Origin of the sequence: Bradyrhizobium sp. CSS354, assembly GCF_029051725.1 — a bacterium.
Lineage (GTDB): Bacteria > Pseudomonadota > Alphaproteobacteria > Rhizobiales > Xanthobacteraceae > Bradyrhizobium.
Window position 1 is genome coordinate 55,444 of sequence record NZ_JAACFU010000018.1, and the last position, 26,889, is coordinate 82,332.

At 64.6% G+C, this 26,889-nt stretch carries 24 protein-coding genes; 7 read left to right on the top strand and 17 right to left on the bottom strand.

What is annotated here, in order from left to right:
- Positions 1 to 71: 71 nt before the first annotated feature.
- The 4 genes from GWG67_RS31060 to GWG67_RS31075 all read right to left on the bottom strand — a co-directional run bounded on the left by GWG67_RS31060 (position 72) and on the right by GWG67_RS31075 (position 4,165).
- Positions 72 to 725 (bottom strand): ubiquinol-cytochrome c reductase iron-sulfur subunit, encoded by a 654-nt coding sequence (locus tag GWG67_RS31060; RefSeq protein ID WP_275173230.1) that lies wholly within the window; start codon positions 723 to 725, stop codon positions 72 to 74.
- A gap of 266 nt (positions 726 to 991) precedes the next feature.
- Positions 992 to 1,456, bottom strand: a complete 465-nt coding sequence (locus GWG67_RS31065) for a group III truncated hemoglobin (protein WP_275173232.1) — start codon at positions 1,454 to 1,456, stop codon at positions 992 to 994.
- 137 nt (positions 1,457 to 1,593) lie between these two features.
- Positions 1,594 to 2,445, bottom strand: a complete 852-nt coding sequence (locus GWG67_RS31070; RefSeq protein ID WP_275173234.1) for a 3-hydroxybutyryl-CoA dehydrogenase — start codon at positions 2,443 to 2,445, stop codon at positions 1,594 to 1,596.
- Positions 2,446 to 2,686: 241 nt separating this feature from the next.
- On the bottom strand, positions 2,687 to 4,165 hold the full coding sequence (locus GWG67_RS31075) for an FAD-binding oxidoreductase (RefSeq protein ID WP_275173236.1): 1,479 nt from the start codon (positions 4,163 to 4,165) through the stop codon (positions 2,687 to 2,689).
- A gap of 223 nt (positions 4,166 to 4,388) precedes the next feature.
- Between GWG67_RS31075 and hisC the strand changes: the two genes are divergently transcribed.
- A complete protein-coding gene (hisC, locus tag GWG67_RS31080; RefSeq protein WP_275173238.1) occupies positions 4,389 to 5,441 on the top strand; it encodes a histidinol-phosphate transaminase in 1,053 nt (350 codons plus the stop codon).
- 222 nt (positions 5,442 to 5,663) lie between these two features.
- Positions 5,664 to 6,362, top strand: coding sequence for an ABC transporter permease (locus tag GWG67_RS31085; protein WP_275173373.1), 699 nt, complete (start codon positions 5,664 to 5,666; stop codon positions 6,360 to 6,362).
- Here the strand turns inward: GWG67_RS31085 and GWG67_RS31090 are convergent.
- The gene (locus GWG67_RS31090) at positions 6,336 to 7,145 is read right to left on the bottom strand and encodes a substrate-binding domain-containing protein (protein ID WP_275173240.1); all 810 of its coding nucleotides are present in this window, start codon (positions 7,143 to 7,145) and stop codon (positions 6,336 to 6,338) included. The two genes, GWG67_RS31085 and GWG67_RS31090, sit on opposite strands and share 27 nt — an antisense overlap.
- Positions 7,146 to 7,318: 173 nt before the next feature.
- Here GWG67_RS31090 and GWG67_RS31095 point away from each other — a divergent pair, with 173 nt between their 5' ends.
- From GWG67_RS31095 to GWG67_RS31105, 3 genes are all read left to right on the top strand, one after another.
- The gene (locus GWG67_RS31095) at positions 7,319 to 7,609 is read left to right on the top strand and encodes a hypothetical protein (protein ID WP_275173241.1); all 291 of its coding nucleotides are present in this window, start codon (positions 7,319 to 7,321) and stop codon (positions 7,607 to 7,609) included.
- Positions 7,610 to 7,928: 319 nt separating this feature from the next.
- A complete protein-coding gene (locus tag GWG67_RS31100; protein ID WP_275173243.1) occupies positions 7,929 to 9,008 on the top strand; it encodes a hypothetical protein in 1,080 nt (359 codons plus the stop codon).
- Between the two features lie 63 nt (positions 9,009 to 9,071).
- Positions 9,072 to 9,344 carry a Plug domain-containing protein gene (locus GWG67_RS31105; protein WP_275173244.1) on the top strand — a complete coding sequence of 91 codons (273 nt, stop codon included), beginning with the start codon at positions 9,072 to 9,074 and terminating at the stop codon, positions 9,342 to 9,344.
- A gap of 11 nt (positions 9,345 to 9,355) precedes the next feature.
- On the opposite strand, the gene GWG67_RS31110 is transcribed toward GWG67_RS31105, so the two are convergent.
- Complete coding sequence (locus GWG67_RS31110) at positions 9,356 to 10,672, bottom strand: esterase family protein (protein WP_275173246.1); 1,317 nt, start codon at positions 10,670 to 10,672, stop codon at positions 9,356 to 9,358.
- A gap of 501 nt (positions 10,673 to 11,173) precedes the next feature.
- Between GWG67_RS31110 and GWG67_RS31115 the strand changes: the two genes are divergently transcribed.
- Positions 11,174 to 13,183, top strand: coding sequence for a bifunctional diguanylate cyclase/phosphodiesterase (locus tag GWG67_RS31115; protein WP_275173248.1), 2,010 nt, complete (start codon positions 11,174 to 11,176; stop codon positions 13,181 to 13,183).
- Between the two features lie 2 nt (positions 13,184 to 13,185).
- On the opposite strand, the gene GWG67_RS31120 is transcribed toward GWG67_RS31115, so the two are convergent.
- From GWG67_RS31120 to GWG67_RS31155, 8 genes are read right to left on the bottom strand one after another with little or no spacing between them, the layout of a single operon-like run.
- Positions 13,186 to 13,905 (bottom strand): ABC transporter ATP-binding protein, encoded by a 720-nt coding sequence (locus GWG67_RS31120; RefSeq protein ID WP_247290635.1) that lies wholly within the window; start codon positions 13,903 to 13,905, stop codon positions 13,186 to 13,188.
- Positions 13,898 to 14,653 carry an ABC transporter ATP-binding protein gene (locus GWG67_RS31125; RefSeq protein ID WP_275173249.1) on the bottom strand — a complete coding sequence of 252 codons (756 nt, stop codon included), beginning with the start codon at positions 14,651 to 14,653 and terminating at the stop codon, positions 13,898 to 13,900. The genes GWG67_RS31120 and GWG67_RS31125 overlap by 8 nt, the downstream gene beginning before the upstream one ends.
- Positions 14,650 to 15,648 (bottom strand): branched-chain amino acid ABC transporter permease, encoded by a 999-nt coding sequence (locus tag GWG67_RS31130; RefSeq protein WP_275173251.1) that lies wholly within the window; start codon positions 15,646 to 15,648, stop codon positions 14,650 to 14,652. Before GWG67_RS31130 ends, GWG67_RS31125 begins: the two co-directional genes overlap by 4 nt.
- Positions 15,645 to 16,520, bottom strand: a complete 876-nt coding sequence (locus GWG67_RS31135; RefSeq protein ID WP_275173253.1) for a branched-chain amino acid ABC transporter permease — start codon at positions 16,518 to 16,520, stop codon at positions 15,645 to 15,647. The genes GWG67_RS31130 and GWG67_RS31135 overlap by 4 nt, the downstream gene beginning before the upstream one ends.
- A 10-nt stretch (positions 16,521 to 16,530) precedes the next feature.
- The gene (locus GWG67_RS31140) at positions 16,531 to 17,772 is read right to left on the bottom strand and encodes an ABC transporter substrate-binding protein (protein ID WP_275173255.1); all 1,242 of its coding nucleotides are present in this window, start codon (positions 17,770 to 17,772) and stop codon (positions 16,531 to 16,533) included.
- A gap of 23 nt (positions 17,773 to 17,795) precedes the next feature.
- Positions 17,796 to 20,171: a xanthine dehydrogenase family protein molybdopterin-binding subunit gene (locus GWG67_RS31145; protein WP_275173256.1), complete on the bottom strand. Its 2,376-nt coding sequence runs from the start codon at positions 20,169 to 20,171 to the stop codon at positions 17,796 to 17,798.
- Complete coding sequence (locus tag GWG67_RS31150; protein WP_275173258.1) at positions 20,168 to 20,692, bottom strand: (2Fe-2S)-binding protein; 525 nt, start codon at positions 20,690 to 20,692, stop codon at positions 20,168 to 20,170. The genes GWG67_RS31145 and GWG67_RS31150 overlap by 4 nt, the downstream gene beginning before the upstream one ends.
- Complete coding sequence (locus GWG67_RS31155) at positions 20,689 to 21,549, bottom strand: xanthine dehydrogenase family protein subunit M (protein WP_275173259.1); 861 nt, start codon at positions 21,547 to 21,549, stop codon at positions 20,689 to 20,691. Before GWG67_RS31155 ends, GWG67_RS31150 begins: the two co-directional genes overlap by 4 nt.
- A gap of 251 nt (positions 21,550 to 21,800) precedes the next feature.
- Here GWG67_RS31155 and GWG67_RS31160 point away from each other — a divergent pair, with 251 nt between their 5' ends.
- Positions 21,801 to 22,421 (top strand): TetR/AcrR family transcriptional regulator, encoded by a 621-nt coding sequence (locus GWG67_RS31160; RefSeq protein ID WP_027519406.1) that lies wholly within the window; start codon positions 21,801 to 21,803, stop codon positions 22,419 to 22,421.
- 6 nt (positions 22,422 to 22,427) lie between these two features.
- Here GWG67_RS31160 and hutU read toward each other — a convergent pair whose 3' ends face one another.
- From hutU to hutI, 3 genes are read right to left on the bottom strand one after another with little or no spacing between them, the layout of a single operon-like run.
- Positions 22,428 to 24,098, bottom strand: a complete 1,671-nt coding sequence (gene hutU / locus GWG67_RS31165; RefSeq protein WP_275173261.1) for a urocanate hydratase — start codon at positions 24,096 to 24,098, stop codon at positions 22,428 to 22,430.
- Positions 24,099 to 24,111: 13 nt separating this feature from the next.
- On the bottom strand, positions 24,112 to 25,671 hold the full coding sequence (gene hutH / locus GWG67_RS31170) for a histidine ammonia-lyase (RefSeq protein ID WP_275173263.1): 1,560 nt from the start codon (positions 25,669 to 25,671) through the stop codon (positions 24,112 to 24,114).
- Positions 25,668 to 26,882, bottom strand: a complete 1,215-nt coding sequence (gene hutI / locus GWG67_RS31175; RefSeq protein ID WP_275173265.1) for an imidazolonepropionase — start codon at positions 26,880 to 26,882, stop codon at positions 25,668 to 25,670. Before hutI ends, hutH begins: the two co-directional genes overlap by 4 nt.
- Positions 26,883 to 26,889 lie beyond the last annotated feature (7 nt).

Here is a 26,889-nt window from a genome sequence, read left to right on the forward strand (position 1 = left end):
TGTCGTTCGTCCCGTCGTCCGCCCATCGGCGGATGCGGTCTCTCGTGACGCGGGCACAACCCGCACGCCCATCATCCCGGCTGCGCGCCACCTACCTTTCCGATGAAGTTTCCGGCGACGCTGAGCGAGCCGTCAGCCAGCGTCAGCGGCAGCGCAGCGAGCCGTCGCGGCGCCGGCCCAAATACGACCTGCGCGCCCGCGCGAGGATCGTATTCGGAGTTGTGGCACATGCATTTGAGCACTTCCTTGTCGCCGACATCGCTCTTCACCCAGGCTGTGACGGGACAGCCGGCATGCGAGCAGATTGCCGAATAGGCGATGATGCCGTCGACGGCGCGCGCTTTCGTCTGCTCGTCGAGCTCGGCGGGGTCGAGCCGGATGATCAGGATCTCGTTGAGGCGCGAGGCGCTGCGCACGACCGATGTCTTCGGATCTTTCGGCCAGGCATGCACCGGCGGTCCGCCGGCCGACAGAGCGGCCGCGGTGACGGGCTTCCCCTCCTGGTCGCCTTCGGAGAATACGAGCAGATCGCCTTTCTGAGGCCGCTCGTCGGAGCCGGGCGCATCCTCGCCCGCGTGGACCTGCGTGGAACAGGCGAGACACGCCGTGGTGGCCAGCGCACTCATCAGGAGCGTCCGCCGAGTTTGCTCCCTGCAAGCGTCAGCTTCGGATTCCGCAGTGTTGTCGGAGGGTGAAGAGGATGTGTTGAACGATGCACGCGACATGCGTGCAAGCAGGCGCTGGAACTCTGCCGAAAAAAAGGCAGAGATTTTTTCCCGCAGTGCATCAATACAGCTTTGCTCGCACTGATTGAACGCGAACACGCGCATTTGCGCGCATATTTTGAATTGCAACATCACGCTACGCGACCGGCATGATGATTTTGCAGATCAGGTCAATGCTGTCGGTATTGGTGCAATGCGCCGACGCCCGGCGCGATCGTAGCGAGATCAGTGCGGCTTGCGCATTTCTCAGGCAGGCATTCTGTATTCTAGGAGCGGAGCACGTGACGCGGCGAAGCGATGCGCCCGGCCAAGGTCGCCGACGCCATCTCGAAGCTGTCGGCGATGCGGCGCGCCCTGTCGATGAACAGGGCGGCTGCCTGCGACGGGCAGACCTCGCGCGCGGTCTGTTCGAACAGATCGAGCCAGCGGTCGAAATGATCCCCAACGAGGCTCAACGGCATATGCGCCCGCATGGGCGAACCGTGGTAGCGGCCGCTCATCAGCACGACCGACGACCAGAAATCCCGGAGCTTGGCCAGATGCTCGTCCCAATTCTGCACGACCGCGAACACCGGCCCCAACAGCTCATCCTCGCGCACGCGCCCGTAGAAGCGGGTGACGAGTTCCCCGATCATCTCTTCGGTGATCCCCGTGCGCTCGATTGCATCCTGGGTCAGCAAATTCCGCCGCGCGGTCGCAGCCTCGCGCTCGGCCTTCAGTCGATCCGACATGTCCCTTGTTATCCGTTCCGTTGTTCCCGCAGGCCGCCCGTTCGACATTGTCGGGCCGATTGCGCGCGGCGTCTTTGTCGCAGCGCAAATCGCGGGGTCTGGCGGCGAGCACTCAAGGCCCGCCGCCCGCGCCATTGTCAGGCGCTGTAGGTGTAAAAGCCCTGCCCCGTCTTGCGGCCGAGATGGCCGGCGTCGACCATTTCCCTGAGCAAGGGGGCTGGACGGTATTTGGGGTCGTTGAAGCCTTTGTAAAAGACCTCCATCACCGACAACATGGTGTCGAGCCCGACGAGATCGGCGAGCGCCAGCGGCCCGATCGGATGGTTGCAGCCGAGCTTCATGCCGGCATCGATCTCTTCCGCCGTCGCAATCCCTTCCTGAAGCGCGAAGATCGCCTCGTTGATCATCGGGCACAGGATGCGGTTGACGGCGAAGCCGGGGCTGTTCTTGGCCGTGATCGCCACCTTGCCGACGCGCTTGGCGAAATCGAGCGACTTGGCGTGGGTGTCGTCGGAGGTCTGCAGGCCGCGGATCAGCTCCAGCAGCGCCATCACCGGAACCGGATTGAAGAAGTGCATGCCGATGAAGCGGTCGGGGCGGTCGGTCGCCGCGGCGAGCTTCGTGATCGAGATCGACGAGGTGTTCGTGGCGAGCAGCGTGCGCGGCGACAGCGTCGCACAGAGATCCTTCAGGATCTTGACCTTGAGTTCCTCGTTCTCGGTCGCGGCCTCGATGACGAGGTCACAGTCGACGAGCTTGGCGCGGTCGGTGGTGCCGGTGATGCGCTTGAGCGTGGCGTCGCGATCGCCCGCCGACATCTTCTCCTTTTTGACCAGACGCTCGAGGCTGCCGCCGACCGTCGAAATCCCGCGGTTCACCGCCGCATCGGAAATATCGACCATCACGACCGAAAGCCCGGCCGCGGCACAAATCTGCGCGATGCCGTTGCCCATTGTCCCTGCCCCGATGATGCCAACGGTTTGGATCATTGCCTCAAATCCTTCATCCTTGCGGACGTGCCATACCGGCCCCGTCCCATTGTTCCTGGATCAGGGTCTAGCACCGCCCCCGGCCGGGTGCGACCCGATCCTGTCCTTCCTTAAAGCATCCAAGGCGGGAATAAAGCCGCCTTCCGGTCGCGAAACGGCATGATTTCGCGCCCCGGCCCGTTTGGCCCGGCCTATCTGCGGCATCCCTTGCCCCGGGAGCCGGGCTCGCGGCGGTAACGGCTTAACCGAGACGAAGCACCTTGCCCGGATTCATGATGTTCTTGGGATCGAGCGCCCGCTTGATCGTGCGCATGATGTCGAGCTCGGTCCGGGAGCGATAGTGCTGGAGCTCGTCGAGCTTCTCGATGCCGATGCCATGTTCCGCCGAGATCGAGCCGCCCATCGAGGTGATGAGGTCGTTGACGGCCCGTGTGATCGCCGCGGAATACTGGGAGAGCGTATCGCGGTCCATGCCCTTCGGGCCCATGAAGGAGAAGTGTACGTTGCCGTCTCCGATGTGGCCGAGCGGATAGGGGCGGATCGCGGGCAAGATTGCGAGCACGGCCTCGAGACCGCTGTCGATAAACTCGGGAATCCTGGAGACCGCGACCGACACGTCGTAGCTCAAGCCCGGACCTTCGGTGCGCGATGCCTCGGCGACAGCCTCGCGAATCCGCCACATGTTGCGCGACTGCGCTTCGGTTTGCGCGATCACCGCATCCAGCACCCGGCCCGCCTCGAGTTGGTCGGCCAGGAACTGCTCCATCCTGTCCGACATGCCCGTGCCGCCGTCCTGCCGTGGCCGGGCCGACGACCATTCGAGAAGGAGATACCATTCGGTCTGAGCCTTGAGAGGATCCTGAGTGCCGGGAATGTGGCGCAGCACCATGTCGGTGCACGCACGGCTGATGAGCTCACAGGAGCCGACATTGTCATCGGAAGCGGCATGCGCCTGCGACAGCAGGTCGATGGCGGCCTTGGGATCGCGAATCGCGAGCCACGCCGTGCACACGTCTTTCGGCGCCGGCCAGAGTTTCAGCACCGCCTTGGTGATGATGCCGAGCGTCCCTTCGGCGCCCATGAACAGATGCTTGAGATCATAGCCGGTGTTGTCCTTCTTGAGTGCGCGCAGGCCGTCCCAGACATCGCCGTTAGCCAGCACGACTTCGAGACCCAACACCAGATTTCGCGCATTGCCATAACGCAGCACCTGCACGCCGCCGGCATTGGTGGACAGATTGCCTCCGATCATGCACGAGCCCTGAGCACCCAGGCTGAGCGGAAAGAGGCGATCGTGGCGCGCAGCTGTGTCCTGAAGCGTCTCGAGGATGCAGCCTGCCTCCACGGTCATGGTGTAGCCGACCGGATCGACATCCAGCACCTGGTTCATGCGACCGAGCGACAGCACGATGCCGCGGTGCATGGGCCACGGCGTGGCACCGCCCATCAGGCCGGTGTTGCCACCTTGCGGAACGATGGCAATGCCGTTGTCGTAGCAGAGCTTGGCGACAGCGGAGACTTCCGCGGTGCTGGCCGGACGCACGACCGCCGCGGCCTGCCCCGCCAGTTCGCCGCGCCAGTCGGTCACGAAGGGTTGTTTGTCTTGCTCATCCAGGATCAGGCCTTTGTCGCCGACGATGGTCCGCAAGCGGTCGAGAACGGCTGACGTCACGGGCGCGGTCGGAATCGAAGGAGCGGTGGGAAGGGCTGCACCCGGCATGTGTTCCTCTCTTTTCGGCCGTTCAGCGCCTTGGGGCGCGCCAGCCTTCGTTCTTGTTTTCATTCTGGGCGGTGGTGCGACGACCCTAGCATAGGGGTCGCGCTTGCGGGAACGTCCCCGGCAGTAAGCCTCGTGCGGATTTGCCCGGAATGCTGAACGCAGGTGCACTTCCGCCGAGCTCCCGCATACCCTACTGTGCCCGATCAAATTCGGATTGGAGATCATGAGCCGTTTCTGGAGTCCGGTCGTCCACACGCTTTCGCCCTACGTTCCCGGGGAGCAGCCGAAGCAGGACGGCATCGTCAAGCTCAATACCAATGAGAACCCTTACCCGCCCTCGCCGCGCGTGCTGGCGGCGATCGCATCGGCCGCGGAGCGGCTGCGCCTTTATCCCGATCCGCGCGCAACGCGCCTGCGCGAGGCGATCGCGGCCCATTGCGATGTGGCGCCCGAGCAAGTGTTCGTCGGCAACGGCTCCGACGAGGTTCTGGCCCACACCTTCCAGGCTCTTCTGAAGCACGACATGCCGCTTCTATTCCCCGACGTCACCTACAGCTTCTACCCGGTCTATTGCGGCCTCTATGGCATAGCGCATGACGAGGTGCCGCTCGATGCTGCGATGAGGATCGATATCTCCGACTACAGGCGACCATCGAGCGCCACCCTCCTCTGTAATCCAAACGCTCCTACCGGCATCGCGCTTCAGCGCGACGCAATCGCATCGCTGCTGGCCGAACAACCGGACCGGCTGGTGGTGGTGGACGAGGCCTATGTCGATTTCGGCGCCGAGAGCGCCGTGCCACTGGTTGCACGCCACGACAATCTGCTGGTCATCCAGACCTTCTCGAAATCGCGCTCGCTCGCTGGCCTGCGGGTTGGTTTTGCCATCGGCCAACGACCGCTGATCGAAGCGCTGGAACGGGTGAAGGACAGCTTCAACTCCTATCCCGTCGATTGCCTCGCGATCGCCGGCGCCGTTGCCGCGATCGAGGACGACGGCTGGTTCAGAGAGACTCGTCCCCGTATCATCGCAAGCCGCGAAACCCTGGCCCGTGACCTCAGACAACTCGGCTTCGAGGTGTTGCCGTCGCTCGCCAACTTCGTCTTCGCGCGCCATCGAAACCGGAGCGGAGCCGATCTCGCGGCAGCGCTTCGCCAGCGTGGCGTTCTGGTGCGGCATTTCGGAAAGCCGCGCATCGAGGACTTCCTGCGCATCACGGTCGGAACGGAGGCCGAGTGTGCCCGGCTTGTTGAAGTGCTGCGCGGCTTGATCTGAGCCCCGACGGTCCCTGCATCGGCCGACGTTAAACGATGGGACCGAACGCCACCTCGTGCCATGCCGCGCGAGGCTTTGATTTCCGGTCAAATTCGGGTTACCAAACCGCTCCGCCGCCGACTTGCACGACGATGCCCTCGGGGAAATATACGTGAAACACCTCCGCAGTCCCGGAATCGACGCACCCGAGACATCGTGGCGGGCGCCGAAGCTCAGGCACGGATGAACGACTTCGCGCGATCCGTCGGCGCCGCATTCACGCTGATCGGCGAGGCCGACGCAGAGCTTCTGGGCATCGTCGGACTGTCGGTGCGCGTCAGCCTGACGGCCAGCATCGTCGCGCTTCTGATCGGGGCGCCGTTCGGGGCCCTGCTTGCGATCACCCGGTTCCGCGGGCGGCAGGTCATCATCGTCCTGACCAATGCCTTGCTCGGCCTTCCGCCGGTCGTGGTCGGGCTCGCGCTTTATCTTCTACTGTCGCGCTCCGGCCCGTTGGGGCCCGCCGGCCTGTTGTTCACGCCGACGGCCATGGTGATTGCGCAGTCGCTACTCGCAACACCGATCGTGGTGGCACTGGTGCACCGGCCGGCGAGCCTGCTGTGGGCGGAGTATGGCGACCTGGCGCGGATCGACGGGCTGTCAACACTGCGCAGGATCAGCTTGCTGTTCGCGCTGGGCCGGACCTCGCTGCTGACGGCTTTTCTCGCAGCCTTCGGGCGCGCGATTGCCGAGGTTGGCGCCATCCTCATCGTCGGTGGCAACATCCGCGGTTTCACGCGCACGATGACGACGGCGATCGCGCTGGAGACCAGCAAGGGCGACCTGCCGCTGGCGCTCGGGCTCGGGCTGATCTTGCTCGCACTCAGCGTCGCAGTGTCGACCGTTGCCTTCCTGCTAGTGGGACGCGTTGGGGAAAAATAGCTGCTCGCCGCCGACCTTGTAGCCGGCGATGGCCTCCTGCCCCCCAGAAGAGATCAGCCAGTCGATGAAGGCCTGCCCGTCCCGCGCCTTCACGTTCGAATGCTTGGCTGGATTCACCAGCATGACCCCGTACTGGTTGAACAGCCGTTTGTCGCCTTCGGTCAGGACGGCGAGCTCGCCGCGGTTCTTGAATGACAACCAGGTGCCGCGGTCCGACAGCAGATAGGCATTCGACGACGACGCCATGTTCAGCGCCGGGCCCATGCCCTGGCCGATCTCGCGATACCAGCCGTCCTTGGCGGCACCGAGGTCGATGCCGGCCTCCTTCCACAGCCGCAGCTCGGCCGCGTGCGTGCCGGACTTGTCGCCGCGCGAGATGAACGGCGCCTTCGCGGACGCTATCTTGCGCAGCGCCTCGGCCACGTCCTTGCCGCCGGCGATCTTCGCGGGATCGCTCTTCGGCCCGACAATGACGAAGTCGTTGTACATGACGTCGAAGCGCTTCACGCCCTCTCCTTCGGACATGAACTTGTCTTCGGCAGGTCTGTCATGGACGAACACGACGTCTGCATCGCCGCGCCGTCCGATGTCGAGCGCCTGGCCCGTGCCGACGGCCACGACCTTCACGTCGATGCCCGCGGCCTTCGAGAACAGCGGCAGCAAGTAACCGAACAGCCCCGACTGTTCCGTTGACGTCGTCGAGGCCACGGTGATGGCGCGCTCCTGCGCGAATGCGATCGTGGACCAGAGCAGAACCGCTCCGAGAGTCAGTAGCCTTTTCATGCCTCGTCCTTACACCAGATGCCGGATGTTCCAAACTCTACCGTCGATAGAGCCGTACAGGGAACCCTGACAAGCGCCGCAACGCGCTTGGTCATGATCCTCGCGGCGCTCCCCGGTGAGGAACGTCCGCTCCGCGCGTAAGTTGTGCCCAAGTCAACCCAGGAGGAAACCAGATGAAGAAGCTCATTTTGGCATCCGCGTGCATCATGGCGCTGGCGACCGGCGTCGCCGTAGCGCAGACACAACCCGCCCCCGGCGCATCCGGCCAGGGCGACGTTGGCCCCTCGTCGCGGGGCCCCGCGACCAAGGGCATGACGACCGGCACGTCGTCGAACATGCAGAACGAGGCCGCCGACAGCAAGGGCAAGCAGACTCCCTCGGCCGGTGGCAGCAACACGAACAACATGGGTAGCCAGGCCGGCGGCGGCGCAGGCTCCGGCTCCGGCTCCGGCGCCGGAAAGTAGGCCGGTATCGATCGAAAATCCTGGAGAGGGGGCGATCGTCTCCTCTCCAGAAGCCTACGTACGTGCCGTCAAAGCTTGTCGACGTCATGTGCGGAGGTGTTGGTGTCGAACGAAGCGTATTGGCGGGGCCGCACCTTGCTTACAGTCACGCCGGCAAAATCGCAGCCGCGCGCTCTGAAAGCGCGGATGTTCTGCAATTGGTCCCACCCACATTGACATCAGTGTGACAGCCGGGGATTTTTACATTGCTGGCGAATCAGCGATGGCCTCAAGCCGAGTACCTCTTGGACAACTCCCTGTGCTTTCGAGACTGATATCGTTGCTGCGCCGCATCCCCGCGGTGAAATGGGCGTTCACCCGGCTTCGCCCCGCGCCGCATGGCGGCAGCATCGACGTCGCGCCTGATGCCGTAGACGCCTCACCCGCCATTGTTGCCGAAATTGCACAAGCCGCCCCGGCTATCGACACTACCATTGGCGCGGATACCTTGAACTCCGACGCGGCGGTCGCGGCTTCAGCCGCCGAAGACGACACCGCCAGCCTTATTATCGCGGAGAGCCCGTCGGAAGCGCCAGCCGATGTCACCGGCAGCGACGAACCATCCCGGGAGACGGGGGCGGACGTCGAGCCCGTCGTTGTGGAGGAAGCGTCGGTCGCGACCATCGACGTCGTGCGCGAGCCGGTCGACGTCCCCGTACTCATCATCAACAGCGATCCATCTCCCGAACTCGCGGCCGACCTTGAGCCTGTTGTCGTGGAGAAGGCCTCGTCTGCCGAGGTCGAGTTGGAGGTCGTCCCGGTCGATGCCCCCGCTCTCGCTGTCAACGAGGAGCATTCCTCTGCCATCGACGTGGATACTTGCTCAATTCTCGACGACACGTGTGTCGCGTTCGCCGATCGCGGCATCTCGCCGGAGCATGTCCCTGAAGACAGCATCGACAGCGATCCGTCCCCCAGCGGCGCGGACGTCCTCGCCGACACGCCCAGCGTCGTCACGGATGTTGCGCCGGAGCCGGCCCTCGTGTCTCCGGCTCCGGACATCCCGAGTGCACCGAAAGCTCGCGCGAAAGCCGCAGAACCCGCCGACCGCGCCGCGCTGATCCGGCAGCGCTGGGCGGAGACCGGGATCAGGATGTGGAATCCCCGCCTCCACGGCGCCGGTGATGCCACGCTGAACATCCAGGGAAGCGTCGGGCTGTTGCCGCCCGGGCTCGGCGAGACGATGCCGCGCTACGACAAGCTGGAATTCCGGATGCTCGGCGGACAGATCGTCTGCGAGGGCGTGATTGTCGAAGCACCCGCGCATGCAAGCCAGCGCAGTTTTACGCGGCTGGCCGAGCCCGGGAAACCCGACCGGGTCCGCGAACCAATGCGGGAACGCCAGGCCGCTCTCGCCTGACCCTTTTTTCCCTGCGACGACCAGCCCATATGCTAGGCTCACGCCCTGAATTTGGGAGATCGCATGCCCGTAAAATCATTGCGACTGGTCGTGATTGCCGCCCTCTGCGTCTCGCAAGGAGCCTTTGCCGCATCCAGTAAACGGCCGCACCATGCGCCGGCTACCGATCAGGCCTCACCCTACAAAGCCGACCGCCTCTCCTCTTCGCGCGGAGAGACGATCCTCAACACGCCCGGCCAAGCCACCGTGCTGACGCGAGAGATCCTCGACGACAAGCACGCGACGAGCCTCAAGGACGCCATGCGTTCGACCGCCGGCGTGACGATCGGGCGCTAGGCCACTTTCGCTCAGGGGATAGGATAGCCCTTCCAGACCCACTCCAGCGCCGACGGAAGCGTCTGCGCGATCGTGGGGCGGTCGACGTGCTTGGCATTGCGCACGAACAGAAACTGATAGTGGTAGCCCTTCTCGGCCAGCACCTTGGCCATCAGCGCGTTGGAGAGGGTCCAGTCGTGCATGCCGTCGGGGATGGTGGGGTTCGGATAGAACAGGTCCTGGTCGCCGCCGAAGAACCAGAAACGGATCGGCTTGGTCGGCGCAGCGACGATCAGCGGCACGCCGGGCGGCTCGGCCGGCGTGAGCACGCCCGCCTTGGAGATGAGGTTGGGTGTGGCCGGCCCCGTCCATGCGCTGTGATATTCCCAGGCGCCGCCACGTAGCGACGGGTCATGCGGCCATTGCTGGTTGACCATGGTCGGCGAGAACGCCAGCACGCGGCGATAGAGATCGGGATAGAACCACGCCATGGTGAAGGCTGCCACGCCGCCCGAACTCAGCCCCATGGTCGCACGCCCGTCGGGATTTCTGGTCAGCTTGACGTCGGCGTTCTTTTCGACCAGCGGCAGCACTTCACGCTCGACGAACTGCGCGTAGGCGCCTGACACCGCGTCATATTCGCGGCCGCGCTGACTGCCCTGCGCGTCCTGCCCGCCATTGCCGATCTGGATCGCGATCATCGGCGGCACGCGGCGCTGCGCGATCAGATTGTCGAGCGTGACGGCGAGATCCTTGTAGGCGTTCGAGCCGCCGTCGCCGACCACGATGAACGGCGCCTCGCTGCCGCGCACATATTGCGCCGGCACATAGACGTCGATGGTGCGCGACCAGACGCCGGGATGGCTGGTGGTCACGATCATGTGCGACTTGTCATCCGGCGCCGTAACGGTCGTCATAATGGAGGAATTGGTGCAGCCGGCAAGATCGTCGCGGATCAGACCCGGATTGTAGATGGTGCTCTCCTTCGACGACAGCGTGAAGGATTTTGTCGTCCCACGCGGCGCGCCCTCCTTCGCGATCGTCTCCGGCGCAGGATTGTGGGTGGGACCGATGATGAAATTGCCCTCGGCACCCGGTGGCGGCAGCGTTCCGTCAGGAAGCTCAGTGGCACGCGGATAGTTGGGATCGGAGGGATCGCGCGTCGGAGGTGTCGTCTTGAAATCGAGACCCGCCGTATCGATAAAGAACGGGCCCGCCTTGTCGACGGTGTTGGCCCCAGGCGGCACCACCATGTTCTGGGTGACGCAGGCCGGCTGCGAGAAGGCAATCGATGTGGAAGAGACGAGGGAAATCAGCGTCCCCGCAACAACGGAGAATGAATTGATCATTTGAGCTCCCGGTGTTGACGAGTCTTTCTGGCTCGCCTTGGCGCAAAGTATGACGAGCCGCCTGCGCGCGGTCAAACCCCAGCCGGCCGCATTGCAGCTATGGCCGCCATGCTCAAATCGGACAGGGAGGGTTATTCCGCGCACTGTCACGAAATTACGGGATACGTGGCGCTCGAGAAAACAGCGATCGTCTCGCGCTATCTTCACCTCTCCTTCTCCGGGGGAGAGGTGAAGCGGCCATGCCGGCTCGCACCGTTGTCGGTGCGACAATACGTTGCGCCGCGCATATGGTTAGCAGAGCGTAGCCGCTACTTATGCAGGCTCTTTCAGCCAATCACCGCGCTTCCGCCGCCGGATATCGTTAACGCGGTCTCACCGGTGCGCGGATCGAGAAGATCCGCGGCGCGTCGAACCTCTCGCGAGGACGCCAATCTAACGCCCCCTTTACCCCCGCCGTGCAAGATCGCCCGCGTTTTGAGGGAATTCAGGGCTGATATTGCAATGCCTGTCACCAATTTGAAGTCTCATCTAGCTGCCGTTGTAGAGCTGTTTCGCGTTCCGGCCGACAATCCGGAGCTGATGCGCGCGCAATTCGACGCCTTCTCAAAACAGATCCCGCTGCTCTATTTCATCCTGATCACCAACACGATCGCGGTGGCTTATACCTATGTGCCGCTGGCGCCGGCCTCGCTCAGTATGATCGTGCCGGCCGTGTTGATCGCGGTGACAGGCTTTCGCACATTCTGGTGGCTGCGCCAGCGCGGTGTCGTCCGCAACGATGCCGACATCCTGCGCAACCTGCGCCTCACCAACTGGATTGCAGCGCCGATCGCGGCGGGTTTTACTCTCTGGTCGTTTGCCCTGTATCCCTACGGCGATGCTTTCGCCAAGAGCCAGGTTGCCTTCTACATGGCGGTGACCGTGATCGGCTGCATCTTCTCGCTGATGCATCTGCGCTCGGCGGCACTGATCGTGACGCTGGTCGTCGACGTGCCCTACGTGCTGTTCTACTTCGCGACGGGCGAACCGACGCTGGAGGCGATGGCCGTCAACAATCTGCTGGTCACCGGTGCGATGGTCACGGTGCTGTTCATCTACTATCGCGACTTCGCCGACCTTGTCGCGAGCCGCAAATCGCTGCTGGCGCAGCAGGCGGCCACCCAAGCCCTCTCGGACGAGAACTTCCGCCTCGCCAATCTCGATTCCCTCACCGAGCTGCCGAACCGCCGGCGCTTCTTCGCCGAGCTGTCGAGCGCGTTCACCGATGCCGAGCGCAGGAACGTTCGCGTCGCGGTCGGGATCATCGACCTCGATGGCTTCAAGCCGATCAACGACAATTATGGCCATTCGGTCGGCGACCGCGTTCTGATCGAAGCGGGCCGGCGCATCCGCGAGGTCTGCGAGGGCTTCGGCCCCCAGCGCGTGGAATTCGCCAGGCTCGGCGGCGACGAGTTCGGCCTCGTCGTGTGCGGCGACCCTGACGATGCGGATCTGATGCGGCTCGGCGAACGCATCGGTGACCGGGTCAAGCTGCCCTACCAGCTCGACACCGCCCATACCGGGCTGTCCTGCTCGATCGGCTTCGCGCTATTCCCGCAATCGGCAACGACGGCGGAAGCGCTCTATGAATGCGCCGACTATTCCCTCTATCATGCCAAGCGCCATCTGCGCGGCCGCACCGCGATCTTCTCGAGCGAGCTCGAGGCCGAGATCCGCAGCCGCGGCGTCATCGAGAATTTGCTGCGCACCGCCGATTTCAGCACCGAGATGGACCTGGTGTTCCAGCCGATCGTGGACGCCATGAGCGAGCACACCGCCGGCTTCGAGGTCCTGGCGCGCTGGCGCAGCTCCCGCCTTGGCCTGGTTTCGCCGGCCGACTTCATTCCGGCCGCCGAGCGCATCGGCCTGATCCGGCCGCTGACGCAGGCGCTGCTGGTGCGCGCGCTCGCGACGGCCAGGACCTGGCCCGACCACATCCGCCTGTCGTTCAACCTGTCCGCCCACGACGTCTGCTCGCCCGAGGGCATCCTGCCGCTGATCACCATCGTCGAGAAGAGCGGGCTGCCGCCGCACCGGATCGATTTTGAGATCACCGAGACCGCCGTCACCTTCGATTTCGCGCGCGCACAAAAGTCGATCGCGGCATTGAAGGCGATGGGCTGCGGCATTTCGCTGGACGATTTCGGCACCGGCTATTCCTCGCTGAGCCACGTGCATTGGCTGCCGCTCGACAAAATCAAAATCGATCGCAGCTTCATCGCCGACGTCAACGACAATGCAGTGAGCCACAAGATCATCAAGTCTCTCACGGGCCTCTGTGACGACATGGAGATCGCCTGCGTGGCCGAGGGCGTAGAGACCCGCGCTCAACTCGACACCCTGCGCCGGCTGGGATGCGACTTCATCCAGGGCTACTACTTCGCAAAGCCCATGCACGGCGACGCGATCGACGAGTATCTCGCAAAGGAACGCCAGCGCCTCAGCGGCGCCGGAGCCAGGGTCGTGGCCTAAAGTCAGACCGCGCAGTAGCGCTCCTGGATGTCCTTGTCCGCCAGCAGCGCCGCGGCGCTGCTTTGATGCACGACTTCACCCTGATCGATGATCACGGCACGGTCGGCGAGCCGCAGCGCCCATTCGACGTTCTGCTCGACCAGGAGCAGCGTCTTGCCCTCGTCGCGCAGGCGACGGAACAGCACGCCCATCTCCTCGACCAGGACAGGCATGATGCCTTCCGATGGCTCGTCGAGCAGAAGCATCTTCGGCTTCGCGATCAAGGCGCGTGCAATCGCCAGCATCTGCTGCTCGCCGCCCGACAGCGTGACACCCTCCTGGTCGAGACGCTCCTTCAGGCGCGGAAAAGTCTCGGCGATCTCGTCGATCGCGACGCGCTCATCGATGTCGCTTCCTGCCGCGACGAGGCCGAGACGAAGGTTCTCGCGCACGGAGAGACCGGGGACGATGCGGCGCTCCTCGGGAACGTAAGCCAGGCCGAGATGGAAGCGCTGATGGGCGCGCAGCTGCAAAAGCTCCCGGCCCGCAAAGCGCACGCGACCTGTCGCCTTGGGCATCAGGCCCATCATCGACCGCAGCGTGGTGGTCTTCCCGGCTCCGTTGCGACCCACAAGGGCAACGACCTCGCCGGGCTGGACATGCAAGGAAATGCCGTGAAGGACGTGGCTCGCGCCATACCAGGCGTGGAGATCCCTGATTTCGAGCAGTGCGGTCTCAGCCATAACCTTCACTCTGTCCGAGATAGACCCGGCGGACCTCCGGATTGCTCCTGATCTCATCGGGCGCGCCGTCCGCAAGCAGGCGCCCATGATGCAGCACCACGACGCGCTTGGATAGGCCCAGCACCATCTTCATCTTATGCTCGACGAGAAGCACGGTGCGCTTCTCGGCGAGTCGTTCGAGCAGCGCGACCATGTCCTTTGTCTCTTCCGGCCCCATGCCGGCGGTCGGCTCGTCGAGCAGAAGCAACTCAGGCTCCGAGACCAACGCGATCGCGATCTCCAGCGCGCGCTGCTGGCCATGCGACAGGAACTTGGCCAATTCGGCGCGCCTGCCCAGCAGCCCGACTGCGTCGAGTGCAACATCGGCGCGGGCATTGAGTTCTGTAAGTCGGGCGCGGTTGCGCCAGATGTCGTAGCTCACGGTCAATGCCTGCGCTGCCACGCGGACGTTCTCGTGCACGGACAGGTCCGGGAAGATGTTTGTGATCTGGTACGAGCGCGAGATGCCCTGATGCACGAACCGATGCTGCGGCAGACCGTTCAGCTCGCGTCCTCTGAAATGCAGCTTGCCTGACGTCGGTGTCAGCGCGCCGGAGAGGATGTTGAAGAACGTGCTCTTACCGGCGCCGTTCGGCCCAATAATCGAGGTAAGCTGTCCGGCCGCAAAAGACACGGTGATGCCTTCGAGCGCGACGAAGCCGCCGAAGTGCTTGCCGATCCCCTCGGCACGAAGCAATTCGCCGCTCATGGCCGCGCCTTTCCGACACCCAATGTGTCGAGCAGCGTGCCCCAGATGCCCTTGGGGAGGAACAGCACGAACAGGACGAAGATCGCACCGACGAAGAGCTGCCAGTGTGGGGTCCAGACCGAGATGACGTCCTCCAGGATCAGGAACGCCGCCGCGCCGACGAACGGCCCGAAGAAGCTGCGCGCGCCGCCGAGCAGCACCATCATCACGATCATGCCCGAGGTCTGGTAGTGCAAGATGTCGAGCGGCACGATCGACAGATGTAGCGCCAGCATGCAGCCACCGAGCGAGGAGATCGCGCCCGACAGCATGAACACGATCAGCTTGCTGCGCTCGACGTCATAGCCGCAGGCCCGCGCCCGCTGCTCGTTCTCGCGGATTGCCTCGATCACGGCCCCGAAGGGCGAGTTCAGGATGCGCGACTGGAACCACATCGCCAATGCGGCGAAGGCCATCAACACATAATATTTGTTGACCGGATCGAGGAAATTGACGGAGAGGCCGAACAGGCTGACGCGATCGACAGTAAAGCCGCGCAGCCCGTTCTCGCCACCGGTGAACGACGAGGCCTGGAGCGCCACGTAATAGACGAGCTGGGCCAGCGCGAGTGTTACCATGGAGAAGTAGATGCCGCGGGTGCGCGTGGAGACGATGCCGATCGCGGCGGCGAGGCCGGTACTGAGGAGAACAGCGATCGGCACCGCTGCGAACCAGGGCACGCCGTAACGGCCGATCGCGATACCCGTGAAGTAGGCGCCCGCACCAAAGAAGGCGGCCTGGCCGAACGACAATAGCCCGGTGTAGCCGAACAGCAGATTGTAGCCCATTACGACGACGCCGTAGATCAGGACATTGACGGCCAGCGCCTGGGACGGCAGCAGCCAGGGCAACACGGCCAGCACCGCGATGGAGAGCAACACGCGTTGGTCGAGAAGCCGGCCGAGCCCGCTGGAGGTGCTCTTGGCGACCGCTTCGCCGCCCGATGGTGACGTCACGCCGTCCTCCCTCTGACGCCGAACAGACCTTGCGGGCGGATCAGCAGCACCACAGCCATCAGCGCGAACATAACGATGGTTGCCATCTCCGGCGCGAACAGCGCGACCAGGCTGATGGAGATGCCGACCATGAGGCCTGCGACCACCGCCCCGACGATCGACCCGAGGCCGCCGATCACGGTCACCACGAAGGCTTCCGCCAGCACCAGCGATCCCATCTCCGGATTGACGCTGCGCATGGGACCCGCGAGCACGCCCCCGAGCGCGGCCAGCCCAACGCCGAGCCCGAAGATCGCGACCCAGACCCGGCCGATGTCGACACCGAGCACCTGCATGATGGTGGGATCGCGGGCCCCCGCGCGCACGATCAAGCCGATTCGGGTCTTCTCCAGCGTCAGCCAGAGCACCAGGAGCACCACCGCCACCAGCGCAATGACGAACAGGCGGTAGCGCGGGAAGAATCCGATGCCGAGATCGAGCACACCGATCAGCTGCGGCGGGGTCGGAAACGGGATGCCGTCGCTGCCGAACACGATCCGCACGCCCTCGACCAGGATGTAGCTGAGGCCGAAAGTGAGCAGCAGCGGATCGTCGATCGAGCGCCCATAGAGCCTGCGGATCAGGACGAACTCGATCAGCATGCCGAAGCCGCCGATCAGGATGGGAGCGAGCAGCAATCCCCACCAGAAGCTTCCGGTGAGAGACGCCAGATACAGCCCCGCATAGGCCCCGATCATGAACAGCGCGCCATGGGCGAAATTGACCACCCCGAGCATGCCGAACACGATCGTCAGTCCAAGCGCAGTGATCACCAGGACCGCCCCAAGGGCGATCCCGGAAAGAAGCTGCATGATGATCAGCGACAGGTCCATTGCCCAGGCTTCAGGTCGCGTGGCCCAGCTCGCTGCAACTGCGCAGCATGTCGTCGGAACCCGTGTCGTTGGCGAGAATGGCGAACAGATCGTTGTCGTTGGCCATGGCGGACTTCTTTTTGGACTCCAGCACCAGCACTGGCTGCACCGACTGGTGGTCGCATTTGCGGTAATGCTGCGGACCCTTGGTCAGGTCGTATTGCAGCTTCTCCAGGGCATCGATCACCTTGTCCGTATCGGTGCCACCCGCGGTTTGCATGGCCTGCAAAAGCGATCCGACGCCGGAATAGCCGTAGGCGCCGTAATCGGTCGGGATCGCGCCGCCATTGGCTGCCTTGAAGGCGCTGTTGAAAGCGGCGGCGGACTTGCTTTGCGTCTCCAGGCCCCAATAATAGTTGGCGCCGCCGACCACGCCCTCGAACACGTCGGGGCCGACCGCGAGCCGCTGGTTGTGCAGGATCACCGGCACGACGATCTTCATCTGCTGCTTGACGCCGAAGTCCACCGCTTGCTTGATCGCATTGGCCTGGTCGCGGCCGAAATTGGAGATGCAGAGCACGTCCGGCCGCATCGACATCAGGCGCGGCATGAAGGTGGAATAGTCGGCAGCGCCAAACGGATGCAGGATCTCGCCGACATTGTCCGCGCCGATCGCTGCCTGCGCGCGCTTGAAGCCGCGCAGCATCTCGTGGCCGTAGGCATAATCGGCGACGAGATGGGCAACCTTCATGCCCTTCTTCAGGGTCTGCCGTGCCACGGCGGCGGTCGTCATGTGCGGGTTCAGCGCTTCATGGAAGGTGAATTTACTGAAATCCTTGGCCTCGTTGATGGTGTCGGACTGGCTGATCGAAACGTAGATCACGCCGCGGGCGCGGGTGACTTCGTTGACCGCGAGTTGCACAGCGCTGGAGAGCGCGCCGACCACGGCATGAACCTTGTCCTTCTCGATCAGCTCCAGCGTACGGGTCGCGGCCTCACCGGCATTGAGCTTGTCGTCGCGCACCAGCAGCTCGACCTTTCGGCCGCCGATGCCGCCCTTGTCGTTGGCGAGCTTGACCGCAAGCTCGGCGCACTTGACCTGGTCGCGCGCTTCCGCGGCGAACGGGCCGGTCAGCGGGGTTGGAAAGCCGATGCGGATCGTTTCGTCCGCGGCGCGGCCGAGCCGCGGCATGGCGAGCAGTGCCGCGCTTGCCGAGAGACCGGCGAGCGCGGTGCGGCGGGATATTTTCGAGGTCGGACCGAACTTAGGCATCATTTCCTCCAACTATCTTTTTTCTAGAATCGCTTCAGGGCTTTCAGGACTTTTGAGGGCGTGATCGGGATAGAGTTGATGGTCGCATCGAACGGTGTGAGCGCATCGTTGACGGCGTTCAGTACACAGGCCGACGCCGCGGCCGTCCCCGCCTCGCCGCATCCCTTGGCGCCAAGCTCCGTGTCGGCGGTCGGTGTCTCGATATGGGCGATGACGATGTCAGGCATCTCCATCGGCATCGGGACGAGGTAGTCGGCGAGCGAGCCGTTCACGAGCTGGCCGGTCTCGCTGTAGCGGCATTCCTCGAACAGCGCCGCGCCCAGTCCTTGCACGATGCCGCCGCGGAGCTGCTCGTCCACCAGCATCGGATTGATGACCCGGCCACAATCCTCCACGATGAAATGCTTCAACATCTTGATGAAGCCGGTCTCGACGTCGACCTCCAGCGAACAGCCCTGGATGCCGTTGGTGAAGGCGAAAGGATAGCCCTGTGGCGCGAAGTGCTGGCTCACGGTGAGCTGAGCCTGCGTGCCCGGCGGCAGCGTATCGGAACGGAAATACGCAATGCGCGCGATCTCGGAGACCGGCATCCGCTGATTTCGCGTGCCGGCATCGACGACCTCGCCATCGATGATGTCGAGTGCCGATGGCTGCTCCTGGAGGATGAGCGCGGCAATTTCCAGGATGTTGCGCCTGAGCGCGCGCGTAGCCTGGAGCGCGGTCTCGCCGCCGATGCCGGCGCCACGGCAGGCCCAGGTCGCCCCGCCATGCGGCGTCACCTCGGTATCGCCGGTGATGACCTTGACGTGCTCCTGTGCGACGCCGAGCTGATCCGCGACGATCTGACTGATGATCGCCTCGGTGCCCTGCCCCTGCTCGGTGACCGAGATAAGGCAGCGCACTTCGCCTGATGGCGTCAGGCTGACGATCGCACCGTCCTGCGAGGAGATACGGGCTCCGCCAACGCCATAGAACGCGGGACTTGGATTGGTGATCTCGACAAAGGCCGCGATGCCGATCCCGCGATAGACGCCGCCCTTGCGCAACTCTGCCTGCTCGGAGCGCAGCGCATCATAATCCATCATCTCGTGCAGCCGCTTCAGGCAGGCCTGATGCGACAGCGCCTCGAAGCGGTAGCCGGTCGGCGAGGTCTGCGGATAAGCATCATCGGCGATCAAATTCTGCGCTCGGATCGCGAAGGGGTCGAGACCGACCTTCACCGCGGCCATGTCGACCAGCCGCTCCGTGACGGCGCAGGCGATGGGATGGCCGACCGCGCGATACTGGCTGGTCTGCACCTTGTTCTGGAAGATCACCTCGAGCGTCGCGCGGTAATTCTTGAAGCGATAGGGCGCGCCAATCAGGCGGATGACCTGGTTGCCCTCCACCACGCTTGTACGCGGATAGCTCGAAAACGCCCCGATCCCGGTCAGGTCGAGCACGTCCATCGCCTGGATCTCGCCCTTGCCATCAAGAGCCATCCGGGCGCGGACGCGGTGGTCGCGGGCTTGGATGTCGGAGACGAAGGATTCGATGCGGTCGGCGACGTATTTGACGGGACGGCCGAGCAGGATCGAAAGGCCGACCACGGCCATGTCCTCGTGATAGACATGCAGCTTCATCCCGAAGGAGCCACCGATATCGGTCGCGATCACGCGTACGCGCGCCTCCGGGAGGCCGTAGTGGCGCGAATAGAGGTCCTGGAATTGATACGGCGTCTGTGTCGCGTGGTGCACGGTGAGCGCACCTGCTGCGGGATCATAGTCGGCGATGATGGCGCGCGGCTCCAGGGTCACGGCGGTATGGCGTCCGAAACAGAATTCCTCTTCCACCACATGGGCCGCATGTGCAAAGGCGTCGTCGACGCTGCCGTTGTCGAGCTGGCTACGGAAGCAGACGTTGTTGGCACTGCCAGGATTGATCAGCGGCCCGCCGGCCTCACGCGCGCTGTCGATATCGGCGACGATGGGAAGGTCCTCGTAGTCGATCTCGATCAGCTCCAGCGCATCCTCGGCGATCGCACGGCTCTCGGCAACGACTGCAACCACCGCCTGCCCGGCCCAGACCACGCGGTCGAGCGGCAGCGGCAATTGCGGTGCCGAGGTCATGCCCTTGAAATGGTCGAGCGTGCCGGTCCAGGGCGTGCAGATCTTTGCGAGATCGGCACCGGTCGCAACGAGATGCACGCCTTCGAGCGCGCTCGCCCGCCCGGCATCGATGGAGATGATCTTCGCATGCGAATGCGGGCTGCGCACGAACGCGGCATACAGCATCCGCGGCAGCCTGAGATCGCTGACATAGCGCCCGCGCCCGGCGAGCAGCCGCTTGGCGTTCGGGCGCGGCACGGAGCGGCCGATATAGGAATTCGGGCGATCGAGCGAGGTCAGCGGCGCGCTCATGTCGGGCCTCCGCTTTCGATTCGCGCTTTTGCCACGGCGTCGATCGCATCGACGATCGCTTCATAGCCGGTGCAGCGGCAGTAATTGCCCGACAGCGCATCGCGAATGTCCTCACGGCTGGGCCGCGTCACCTGCGAGAGGAGTTCGTGGGCGTTGACCAGCATGCCCGGGGTGCAAAAGCCGCATTGCAGAGCGTTGCGGCGGTGGAATTCGGCCTGGAGGTCGGCGATTACGCCGCTCTCGGTGAGCCCTTCGATCGTATCAATCCTGGCGCCGTCAGCCTGCACCGTGAACATCAGGCAGGCGTGCACGGCCCGGCCGTCGAGCTGCACAAGACACGCGCCGCAGGCGCCCATCTCGCAGCCGGCATGCGTGCCTGTCAGCTCGAGCACGTTGCGCAGGCAATCGACCAGCGTCTCGCGCGGCGCGACCTCGCAGGCGACCTTGCGGCCGTTGATGGTGAAGCGAACGCGCACGGTCTCGTCCGCATCATCCAGAAGGGATTCGTCGAAGCCGATCATGCGCCCGCTCCGAGACGTCCGAGCATGCGTCCGAGCAGTACGCGGGCGAGATGGAGCCGCATCGCCGGCGGCACCTCGTCGCCTTCAGGTGGTGCGAGATCACCTTCGAGCGCGGCCTGCGCTGCGGCGATGCGTTCAGCACCAAGGCTCGAACCGATGAGCGCAGCCTCTGTTCCCTTCACCCGCGTCGGCGTGTTGCCGACGGAAAAGAACGAGATCCGTATGTCGTCGATACGGTCGCCGGTGCAGGTCGCGAGCATACCGCAACCGACTAACGCATAGTCCCCGCGTCGCCGGGCCAATTCGTCAAATGCAAAGCGCTGATCGGCCTTGAACAGCGGGACGAAGACCGCGGTGATCAGCTCACCGGGCTGCAAAGCCGTCTCGAACAGGTCGACGAAGAAGTCGTCGGCCTTGACGCGCCGGCTGCCGGAAGGGCCGACAATCTCGATCTCAGCACCGAGCGCCAGCGTCATCGCCGGAAATTCGGAAGCCGGATCGGCGTGCGCGACACTGCCGCCGAACGTGCCGCGGTTGCGGATCGCGGGATGGGCGACGAAGGGCGCAGCCGCACGCAACAGCGGCGCGAATTCGGCGATCAGCGGCTCGCTCAGCATCTCGCAATGGCGCGTCAGCGCGCCGATGCGTAAGAATGCGCCTTCACGCCTGACGCCGCGCAGCTCGGCAATATGGGTGATATCGATCAGCAGCCGTGGCGCCTGCAGCCGCAGCGACAATGCCGGCACGAGGCTCTGGCCGCCGGCAATGAAACGCGCATCGTCGCCGGCGCGCGCGTGAGCGTGCAACGCCTGGTCGATCGTCGCAGCGCGAAAATAGCTGAAAGCCCTCGCCTTCACCGCCGTTTCCTCGAATCCCTCGGCTCATCAGCCGGGACGCCAGATTTGTAACCATCTGGTCTCAAAATCCTGACACGCCCCCGGAAGCCGGTCAACAGGAAATGACCATTTGGTTACAAATGCGCGTTGGGCTATGAAGACAACTGGACGTGCGATTCAGCGACGAAATGGCCCGAAAAGCGCAGAAGACGAAGCGACCGGCCCGGAAGCGGGCCGAGACAGGCAGCAAGTCCGCGCCAAAGCGCCGCAACATGCGTGCGGCCGACCGCGAGCGCGCAATCCTGGACGAGGCAATCCGCTTCTTCGCCGAGCGCGGCTTCGAGGGGCAGACGCGCGAGCTCGCCAAGCGCCTGGGCATCACGCACTCCGCGATCTATCGCCACTTCCCGAGCAAGGAAGCGCTGATCGAGCGTGTCTACCAGGAGGTTTATCTCAGCCGCTGGTCGCCCGATTGGGGTCCGATGATCCGCGACCGCTCGCTATCGCTGGAGGCCCGGCTGACGCGCTTCTATCTCGACTATGTCGAACGCGTGTTCGAGTACAATTGGGTGCGGATCTTCGTCTTCTCCGGCATGAAGTCATTCGGCATCACCGGCCGCTATCTCGACATCATCAGGCGCGAGATCATCGAGCCGGCGGCCGGCGAGCTGCGCCACGACCTGAAACTGCCCGAAGCAAAGACACATCCGCTCGGCGAGCGCGAGACCGAGCTGTTCTGGGGCCTCCACGGCCGCATTTTCTATCTCGCGATCCGCAAATTCATCTACGCGACGCCGATCCCGGCCGATCTCGACGCGATCGTCCGCGATGCAGTTCAGACCTTCATGGACGGCGCGAAGACGACCATGCCGAGGCTCCTGGCGCGCGACTGAGCCTGGCTACTTCGTCAGGCTCGGCAGATCGAGCCCTTTGTCGCGGGCGCATTCGATCGCTGTGTCGTAACCCGCGTCGGCGTGACGCATGACGCCGCTGGCGGGATCGTTCCAGAGCACGCGCGAAATCCGCTTTGCCGCTTCCGGCGTACCGTCGGCGACGATCACCATGCCGGCATGCTGGGAATAGCCGATGCCGACCCCGCCGCCGTGATGCAGCGATACCCAGGTCGCGCCGCTGGCGCAATTGAGCAGCGCGTTGAGCAAGGGCCAGTCGGACACGGCGTCAGACCCGTCCTTCATCGCTTCGGTTTCGCGGTTGGGGCTCGCCACCGAGCCGCTGTCGAGATGATCGCGGCCGATCACGATGGGTGCCTTCAATTCGCCGCGCGCCACCATCTCGTTGAAGGCAAGGCCCAGGCGATCGCGATCGCCAAGCCCGACCCAGCAGATCCGCGCCGGCAGGCCCTGGAACTTGATGCGCTCCCTGGCCATGTCGAGCCAGTTGTGCAGATGCTTGTCGTCAGGCATCAGCTCCTTGACCTTGGCGTCGGTCTTGAAGATGTCCTCGGGATCGCCCGACAGCGCAGCCCAGCGGAACGGCCCGACGCCACGGCAGAACAAGGGACGGATATAGGCGGGGACGAAGCCGGGAAAATCGAAGGCATTCTTCAGGCCCATGTCCTGCGCCATCTGGCGGATGTTGTTGCCGTAGTCGAGTGTCGGGATGCCTTGCCCATGGAAATCCAGCATGGCCTGGACGTGCTCAACCATAGAAGTTTTCGAGGCGCGCTCCACGGATTTTGGATCGGCGGTGCGCTTGGCTTCCCACTCCGCGAGTGTCCAGCCCTTCGGCAAATAGCCGTTGATCGGATCGTGCGCGCTGGTCTGGTCGGTGACGATGTCGGGCCTGACACTACGGCGGACCAGCTCGGGAAAAATCTCTGCGGCATTGCCGAGCAGGCCGACCGAGACCGCCTTCTTCGTCTTCGCCGCCTCCGCCATGATCGCAAGCGCCTCGTCGAGCGTCGCGGCCTGGCGATCGAGATAACCGGTGCGCAGCCGCATCTCGATGCGGCTCGGCTGGCATTCGACCGCCAGCATCGAGGCCCCCGCCATGGTCGCCGCCAGCGGCTGCGCGCCGCCCATGCCGCCGAGACCGGCGGTCAGAATCCATTTGCCGGCGAGGCTACCGCCATAGTGGCGGCGGCCAACTTCAACGAAGGTTTCGTAGGTGCCCTGCACGATGCCCTGGCTGCCGATATAGATCCAGGAGCCGGCCGTCATCTGGCCGTACATCATCAGGCCCTTGCGATCGAGCTCGTTGAAGTGATCGAGCGTCGCCCAGTGCGGCACGATGTTGGAGTTCGCGATCAGGACGCGCGGCGCGTCGGCATGGGTGCGGAACACGCCGACCGGCTTGCCGGATTGGATCAACAGCGTCTCGTCGGCTTCGAGCTTGCGCAAGGCCGCAATGATCCGGTCAAAGCTCTCCCAGTCACGCGCGGCGCGACCGATGCCGCCATAGACGACGAGCTCGCTCGGACGTTCCGCAACGTCCGGATCGAGATTGTTCATGAGCATGCGCAAGGGAGCTTCCGTCAACCAGCTCTTGGCGCTGATTTCGCTGCCGCGGGGCGCGCGGATGGTGCGGTCATTGTCCAGTCGGCGGTTCATGCGGAACACCTCGTCAGGCAAGCGTCGGAAACGGGTCAGTTGAAAGTACGGCGAGCGCCGCAGCCGGCAGCGCGTCGGCCTCGACCAGCGCTGCAGCCTTGGCGAGATCGCCGGCCATGTAGCGGTCGTCGCCGAGCGCCGGCACCTGCTCGCGCAGTGCGGCGATGACGGCAGCGAGCGGCGCGCTGGTTGCATGCGGCGCGCGCAGCGTGATGCCCTGGGCGGCGACCAGCAGCTCGATGCCCAGGATGGTGGCGAGATTGTCGGCCATGTCCGACAGCCGCCGCGCGGCATGCGCGGCCATGGAGACATGGTCTTCCTGGTTGGCACTGGTCGGCGTCGAGTCGATCGAGCAGGCAGAAGCGCGCTGCTTGTTCTCGGCATAGAGCGCGGCCGCCGTCACCTCGGCGATCATGAAGCCGGAATTGATACCGGGATCGGGGGTGAGGAACGGCGGCAGGCCGAAATTGAGCGCGGGATCGACCAGCGTCGCGATGCGCCGCTCGCTGATCGCACCGATCTCCGACAGCGCCAGCGCGATGGTATCCGCGGCAAAGGCCACCGGTTCGGCATGGAAATTTCCGCCGGAGACGATCTCGCCGGTCTCGACCAGCACGAGCGGATTGTCGGTGACGGCATTGGCCTCGACGACCAGCGTCCGCGCCGCCTGCACGATGAGGTCGAGCGCAGCGCCCGCGACCTGCGGCTGGCAGCGCAGGCAATAGGGATCCTGCACGCGCTCGTCGCCTTCGAGATGCGACAGGCGGATGTCGCTGCCGTCGAGCAGCGCCATCAAGGTTGCCGCGGCCGCGATCTGGCCGGGATGACCGCGTAGCGCCTGGATCTCGGGGCGGAACGGCGCTGTCGAGGCCATCGCCGCATCGACCGACAGTGCGCCGGTGACGAGCGCGGCGCGAGCCAGGCGAAATGCACGCAGCACGCCGGAGACGGCGTAGGCTGTCGAGAACTGCGTGCCGTTGATCAGCGCGAGCCCTTCCTTGGGCCCCAATGTCAGCGGCACGATGCCGGCGGCCGCTAGCGCCTCGCTGCCCGACACCGTCTTGCCGTCGACGATCGCCTGCCCTTCGCCGATCATCACAGCGGTCATATGCGCGAGCGGCGCGAGATCGCCGGAAGCGCCGACCGAACCTTGCTGCGGCACCAGCGGTGAGACGCGCCGCGCCAGCATGGCCTGCAACTGCTCGATCACCTCGCGGCGCACGCCAGAGGCGCCGCGCCCGAGCGAGACGATTTTCAGCGCCATCATCAGGCGGACGATCGGCTCGGGGGTCGCCGCGCCGACGCCGCAGCAATGCGAGACGATGAGATTGCGCTGGAGCAGCGCGGTCTGATCAGGCGGAATCCGCTTCGAGGCAAGTTTGCCGAAGCCGGTGTTGATCCCGTACACGGGAGCATCGGCTCGCGCAGCCCTTGCAACGATCTCCGCGGCCGCGTCGACGCGCGGCCAGAACGCGGGATCGAGAACGACAGATGCGCCTTCGATCACGCGCGCGAGATCATCGAGGCTGACCGTTCCCGGTTTGACGACGATCGCCGCGCCCGGCTCCGTCATTGTCCCCTCCAAACCCGGCGGTGCAGCGGATTGAAGCCGATGCGGTAGACCAGCTCGGCGGGGCGATCGATGTCCCAGATCGCGAGATCACACCATTTGCCGGCCTCAAGCGTGCCGGTATCATGGAGCACGCCGAGCGCTCGCGCGCCTTCGCGGGTGACACCGGCAAGGCATTCGGCCACATTCATCCGGAACAGCGTCGCGCCCATGTTCATGGCGAGCAGGAGCGAAGTTAGCGGCGAGCTGCCCGGATTGCAGTCGGTCGCGAGCGCCATGGCAACGCCGTGCTTGCGGAACGCCTCGACCGGAGGCTTTTGCGTCTCGCGGATGAAGTAGAAGGCGCCGGGCAGCAGCACGGCCACCGTTTTAGCTCTTGCCATCGCCGCTGCACCGGCTTCGTCGGTGTGCTCGAGGTGATCGGCCGATAGCGCCGAGAATTTTGCGGCGAGCGCAGCGCCGCCGAGATTCGAGAGCTGGTCGGCATGCAGCTTGACCGGCAGTCCAAACTGCCCCGCCGTCTCGAACACCCGCGCCGTCTGTTCCCCGGAAAATGCGATCCCCTCCATGAAGGCATCGACGGCATCAGCGAGGCCCGCCTTCGCGACCGCAGGCAACATCTCTTTGCAGACGAGATCGATGTAGCGATCCTTGTCGCCATCGGCCTCTGGCGGCAGCGCATGCGCGCCGAGGAAGGATGTGCGGATCGCAACCGACCGCTGACGGCCGAGGCTCCGCGCGGCGGCCAGCTGCCGCATCTCGGTCTCGGTGTCCAAGCCGTAGCCGGACTTGATCTCGACCGTGGTGGCACCCTCGCCAATCAGCGCATCGAGCCGCGGCAGCGCGCTTGCTGTGAGTTCGGCCTCGCTTGCCTTGCGCGTCGCGGCCACCGTCGAGACGATGCCGCCGCCGGCGCACGCGATCTCCTCGTAGCTCGCGCCCTTCAGGCGCAACTCGAATTCATGGGCGCGGTTGCCGCCATAGACCAGATGGGTGTGACAATCGACGAGACCGGGCGTGATCCAACGCCCTTCGCAATCGATCCGGTCGGCTGCATCGGCACTCGCCGGAAAATCGGTCTGCGCACCCGCATAGACGATACGGCCGCCGCGCGCGGCGATCACACCGTGCCCGATCTCGCCGAGATCGGGACGATCGGCCCGCATCGTGGCGAGCCGGGCGTTATGCCAGATCCGGTCGAAGCGCTCTGCCATGCAACTG

What these genes read in the sequence shown, in the direction of transcription:
- GWG67_RS31145 (WP_275173256.1), bottom strand. Translation starts at nt 20,171, where the DNA reads ATGAGCGCGCCGCTGACCTCGCTCGATCGCCCGAATTCCTATATCGGC.
- hutU (WP_275173261.1), bottom strand. Translation starts at nt 24,098, where the DNA reads ATGAACCGCCGACTGGACAATGACCGCACCATCCGCGCGCCCCGCGGC.
- GWG67_RS31070 (WP_275173234.1), bottom strand. Translation starts at nt 2,445, where the DNA reads ATGATCCAAACCGTTGGCATCATCGGGGCAGGGACAATGGGCAACGGC.
- hutI (WP_275173265.1), bottom strand. Translation starts at nt 26,882, where the DNA reads ATGGCAGAGCGCTTCGACCGGATCTGGCATAACGCCCGGCTCGCCACG.
- GWG67_RS31085 (WP_275173373.1), top strand. Translation starts at nt 5,664, where the DNA reads ATGAACGACTTCGCGCGATCCGTCGGCGCCGCATTCACGCTGATCGGC.
- hisC (WP_275173238.1), top strand. Translation starts at nt 4,389, where the DNA reads ATGAGCCGTTTCTGGAGTCCGGTCGTCCACACGCTTTCGCCCTACGTT.
- GWG67_RS31075 (WP_275173236.1), bottom strand. Translation starts at nt 4,165, where the DNA reads ATGCCGGGTGCAGCCCTTCCCACCGCTCCTTCGATTCCGACCGCGCCC.
- GWG67_RS31135 (WP_275173253.1), bottom strand. Translation starts at nt 16,520, where the DNA reads ATGGACCTGTCGCTGATCATCATGCAGCTTCTTTCCGGGATCGCCCTT.
- GWG67_RS31140 (WP_275173255.1), bottom strand. Translation starts at nt 17,772, where the DNA reads ATGCCTAAGTTCGGTCCGACCTCGAAAATATCCCGCCGCACCGCGCTC.
- GWG67_RS31110 (WP_275173246.1), bottom strand. Translation starts at nt 10,672, where the DNA reads ATGATCAATTCATTCTCCGTTGTTGCGGGGACGCTGATTTCCCTCGTC.
- GWG67_RS31125 (WP_275173249.1), bottom strand. Translation starts at nt 14,653, where the DNA reads ATGAGCGGCGAATTGCTTCGTGCCGAGGGGATCGGCAAGCACTTCGGC.
- GWG67_RS31160 (WP_027519406.1), top strand. Translation starts at nt 21,801, where the DNA reads ATGCGTGCGGCCGACCGCGAGCGCGCAATCCTGGACGAGGCAATCCGC.
- GWG67_RS31150 (WP_275173258.1), bottom strand. Translation starts at nt 20,692, where the DNA reads ATGATCGGCTTCGACGAATCCCTTCTGGATGATGCGGACGAGACCGTG.
- GWG67_RS31115 (WP_275173248.1), top strand. Translation starts at nt 11,174, where the DNA reads ATGCCTGTCACCAATTTGAAGTCTCATCTAGCTGCCGTTGTAGAGCTG.
- GWG67_RS31105 (WP_275173244.1), top strand. Translation starts at nt 9,072, where the DNA reads ATGCCCGTAAAATCATTGCGACTGGTCGTGATTGCCGCCCTCTGCGTC.
- GWG67_RS31095 (WP_275173241.1), top strand. Translation starts at nt 7,319, where the DNA reads ATGAAGAAGCTCATTTTGGCATCCGCGTGCATCATGGCGCTGGCGACC.
- GWG67_RS31090 (WP_275173240.1), bottom strand. Translation starts at nt 7,145, where the DNA reads ATGAAAAGGCTACTGACTCTCGGAGCGGTTCTGCTCTGGTCCACGATC.
- hutH (WP_275173263.1), bottom strand. Translation starts at nt 25,671, where the DNA reads ATGACGGAGCCGGGCGCGGCGATCGTCGTCAAACCGGGAACGGTCAGC.
- GWG67_RS31120 (WP_247290635.1), bottom strand. Translation starts at nt 13,905, where the DNA reads ATGGCTGAGACCGCACTGCTCGAAATCAGGGATCTCCACGCCTGGTAT.
- GWG67_RS31060 (WP_275173230.1), bottom strand. Translation starts at nt 725, where the DNA reads ATGTCGCGTGCATCGTTCAACACATCCTCTTCACCCTCCGACAACACT.
- GWG67_RS31065 (WP_275173232.1), bottom strand. Translation starts at nt 1,456, where the DNA reads ATGTCGGATCGACTGAAGGCCGAGCGCGAGGCTGCGACCGCGCGGCGG.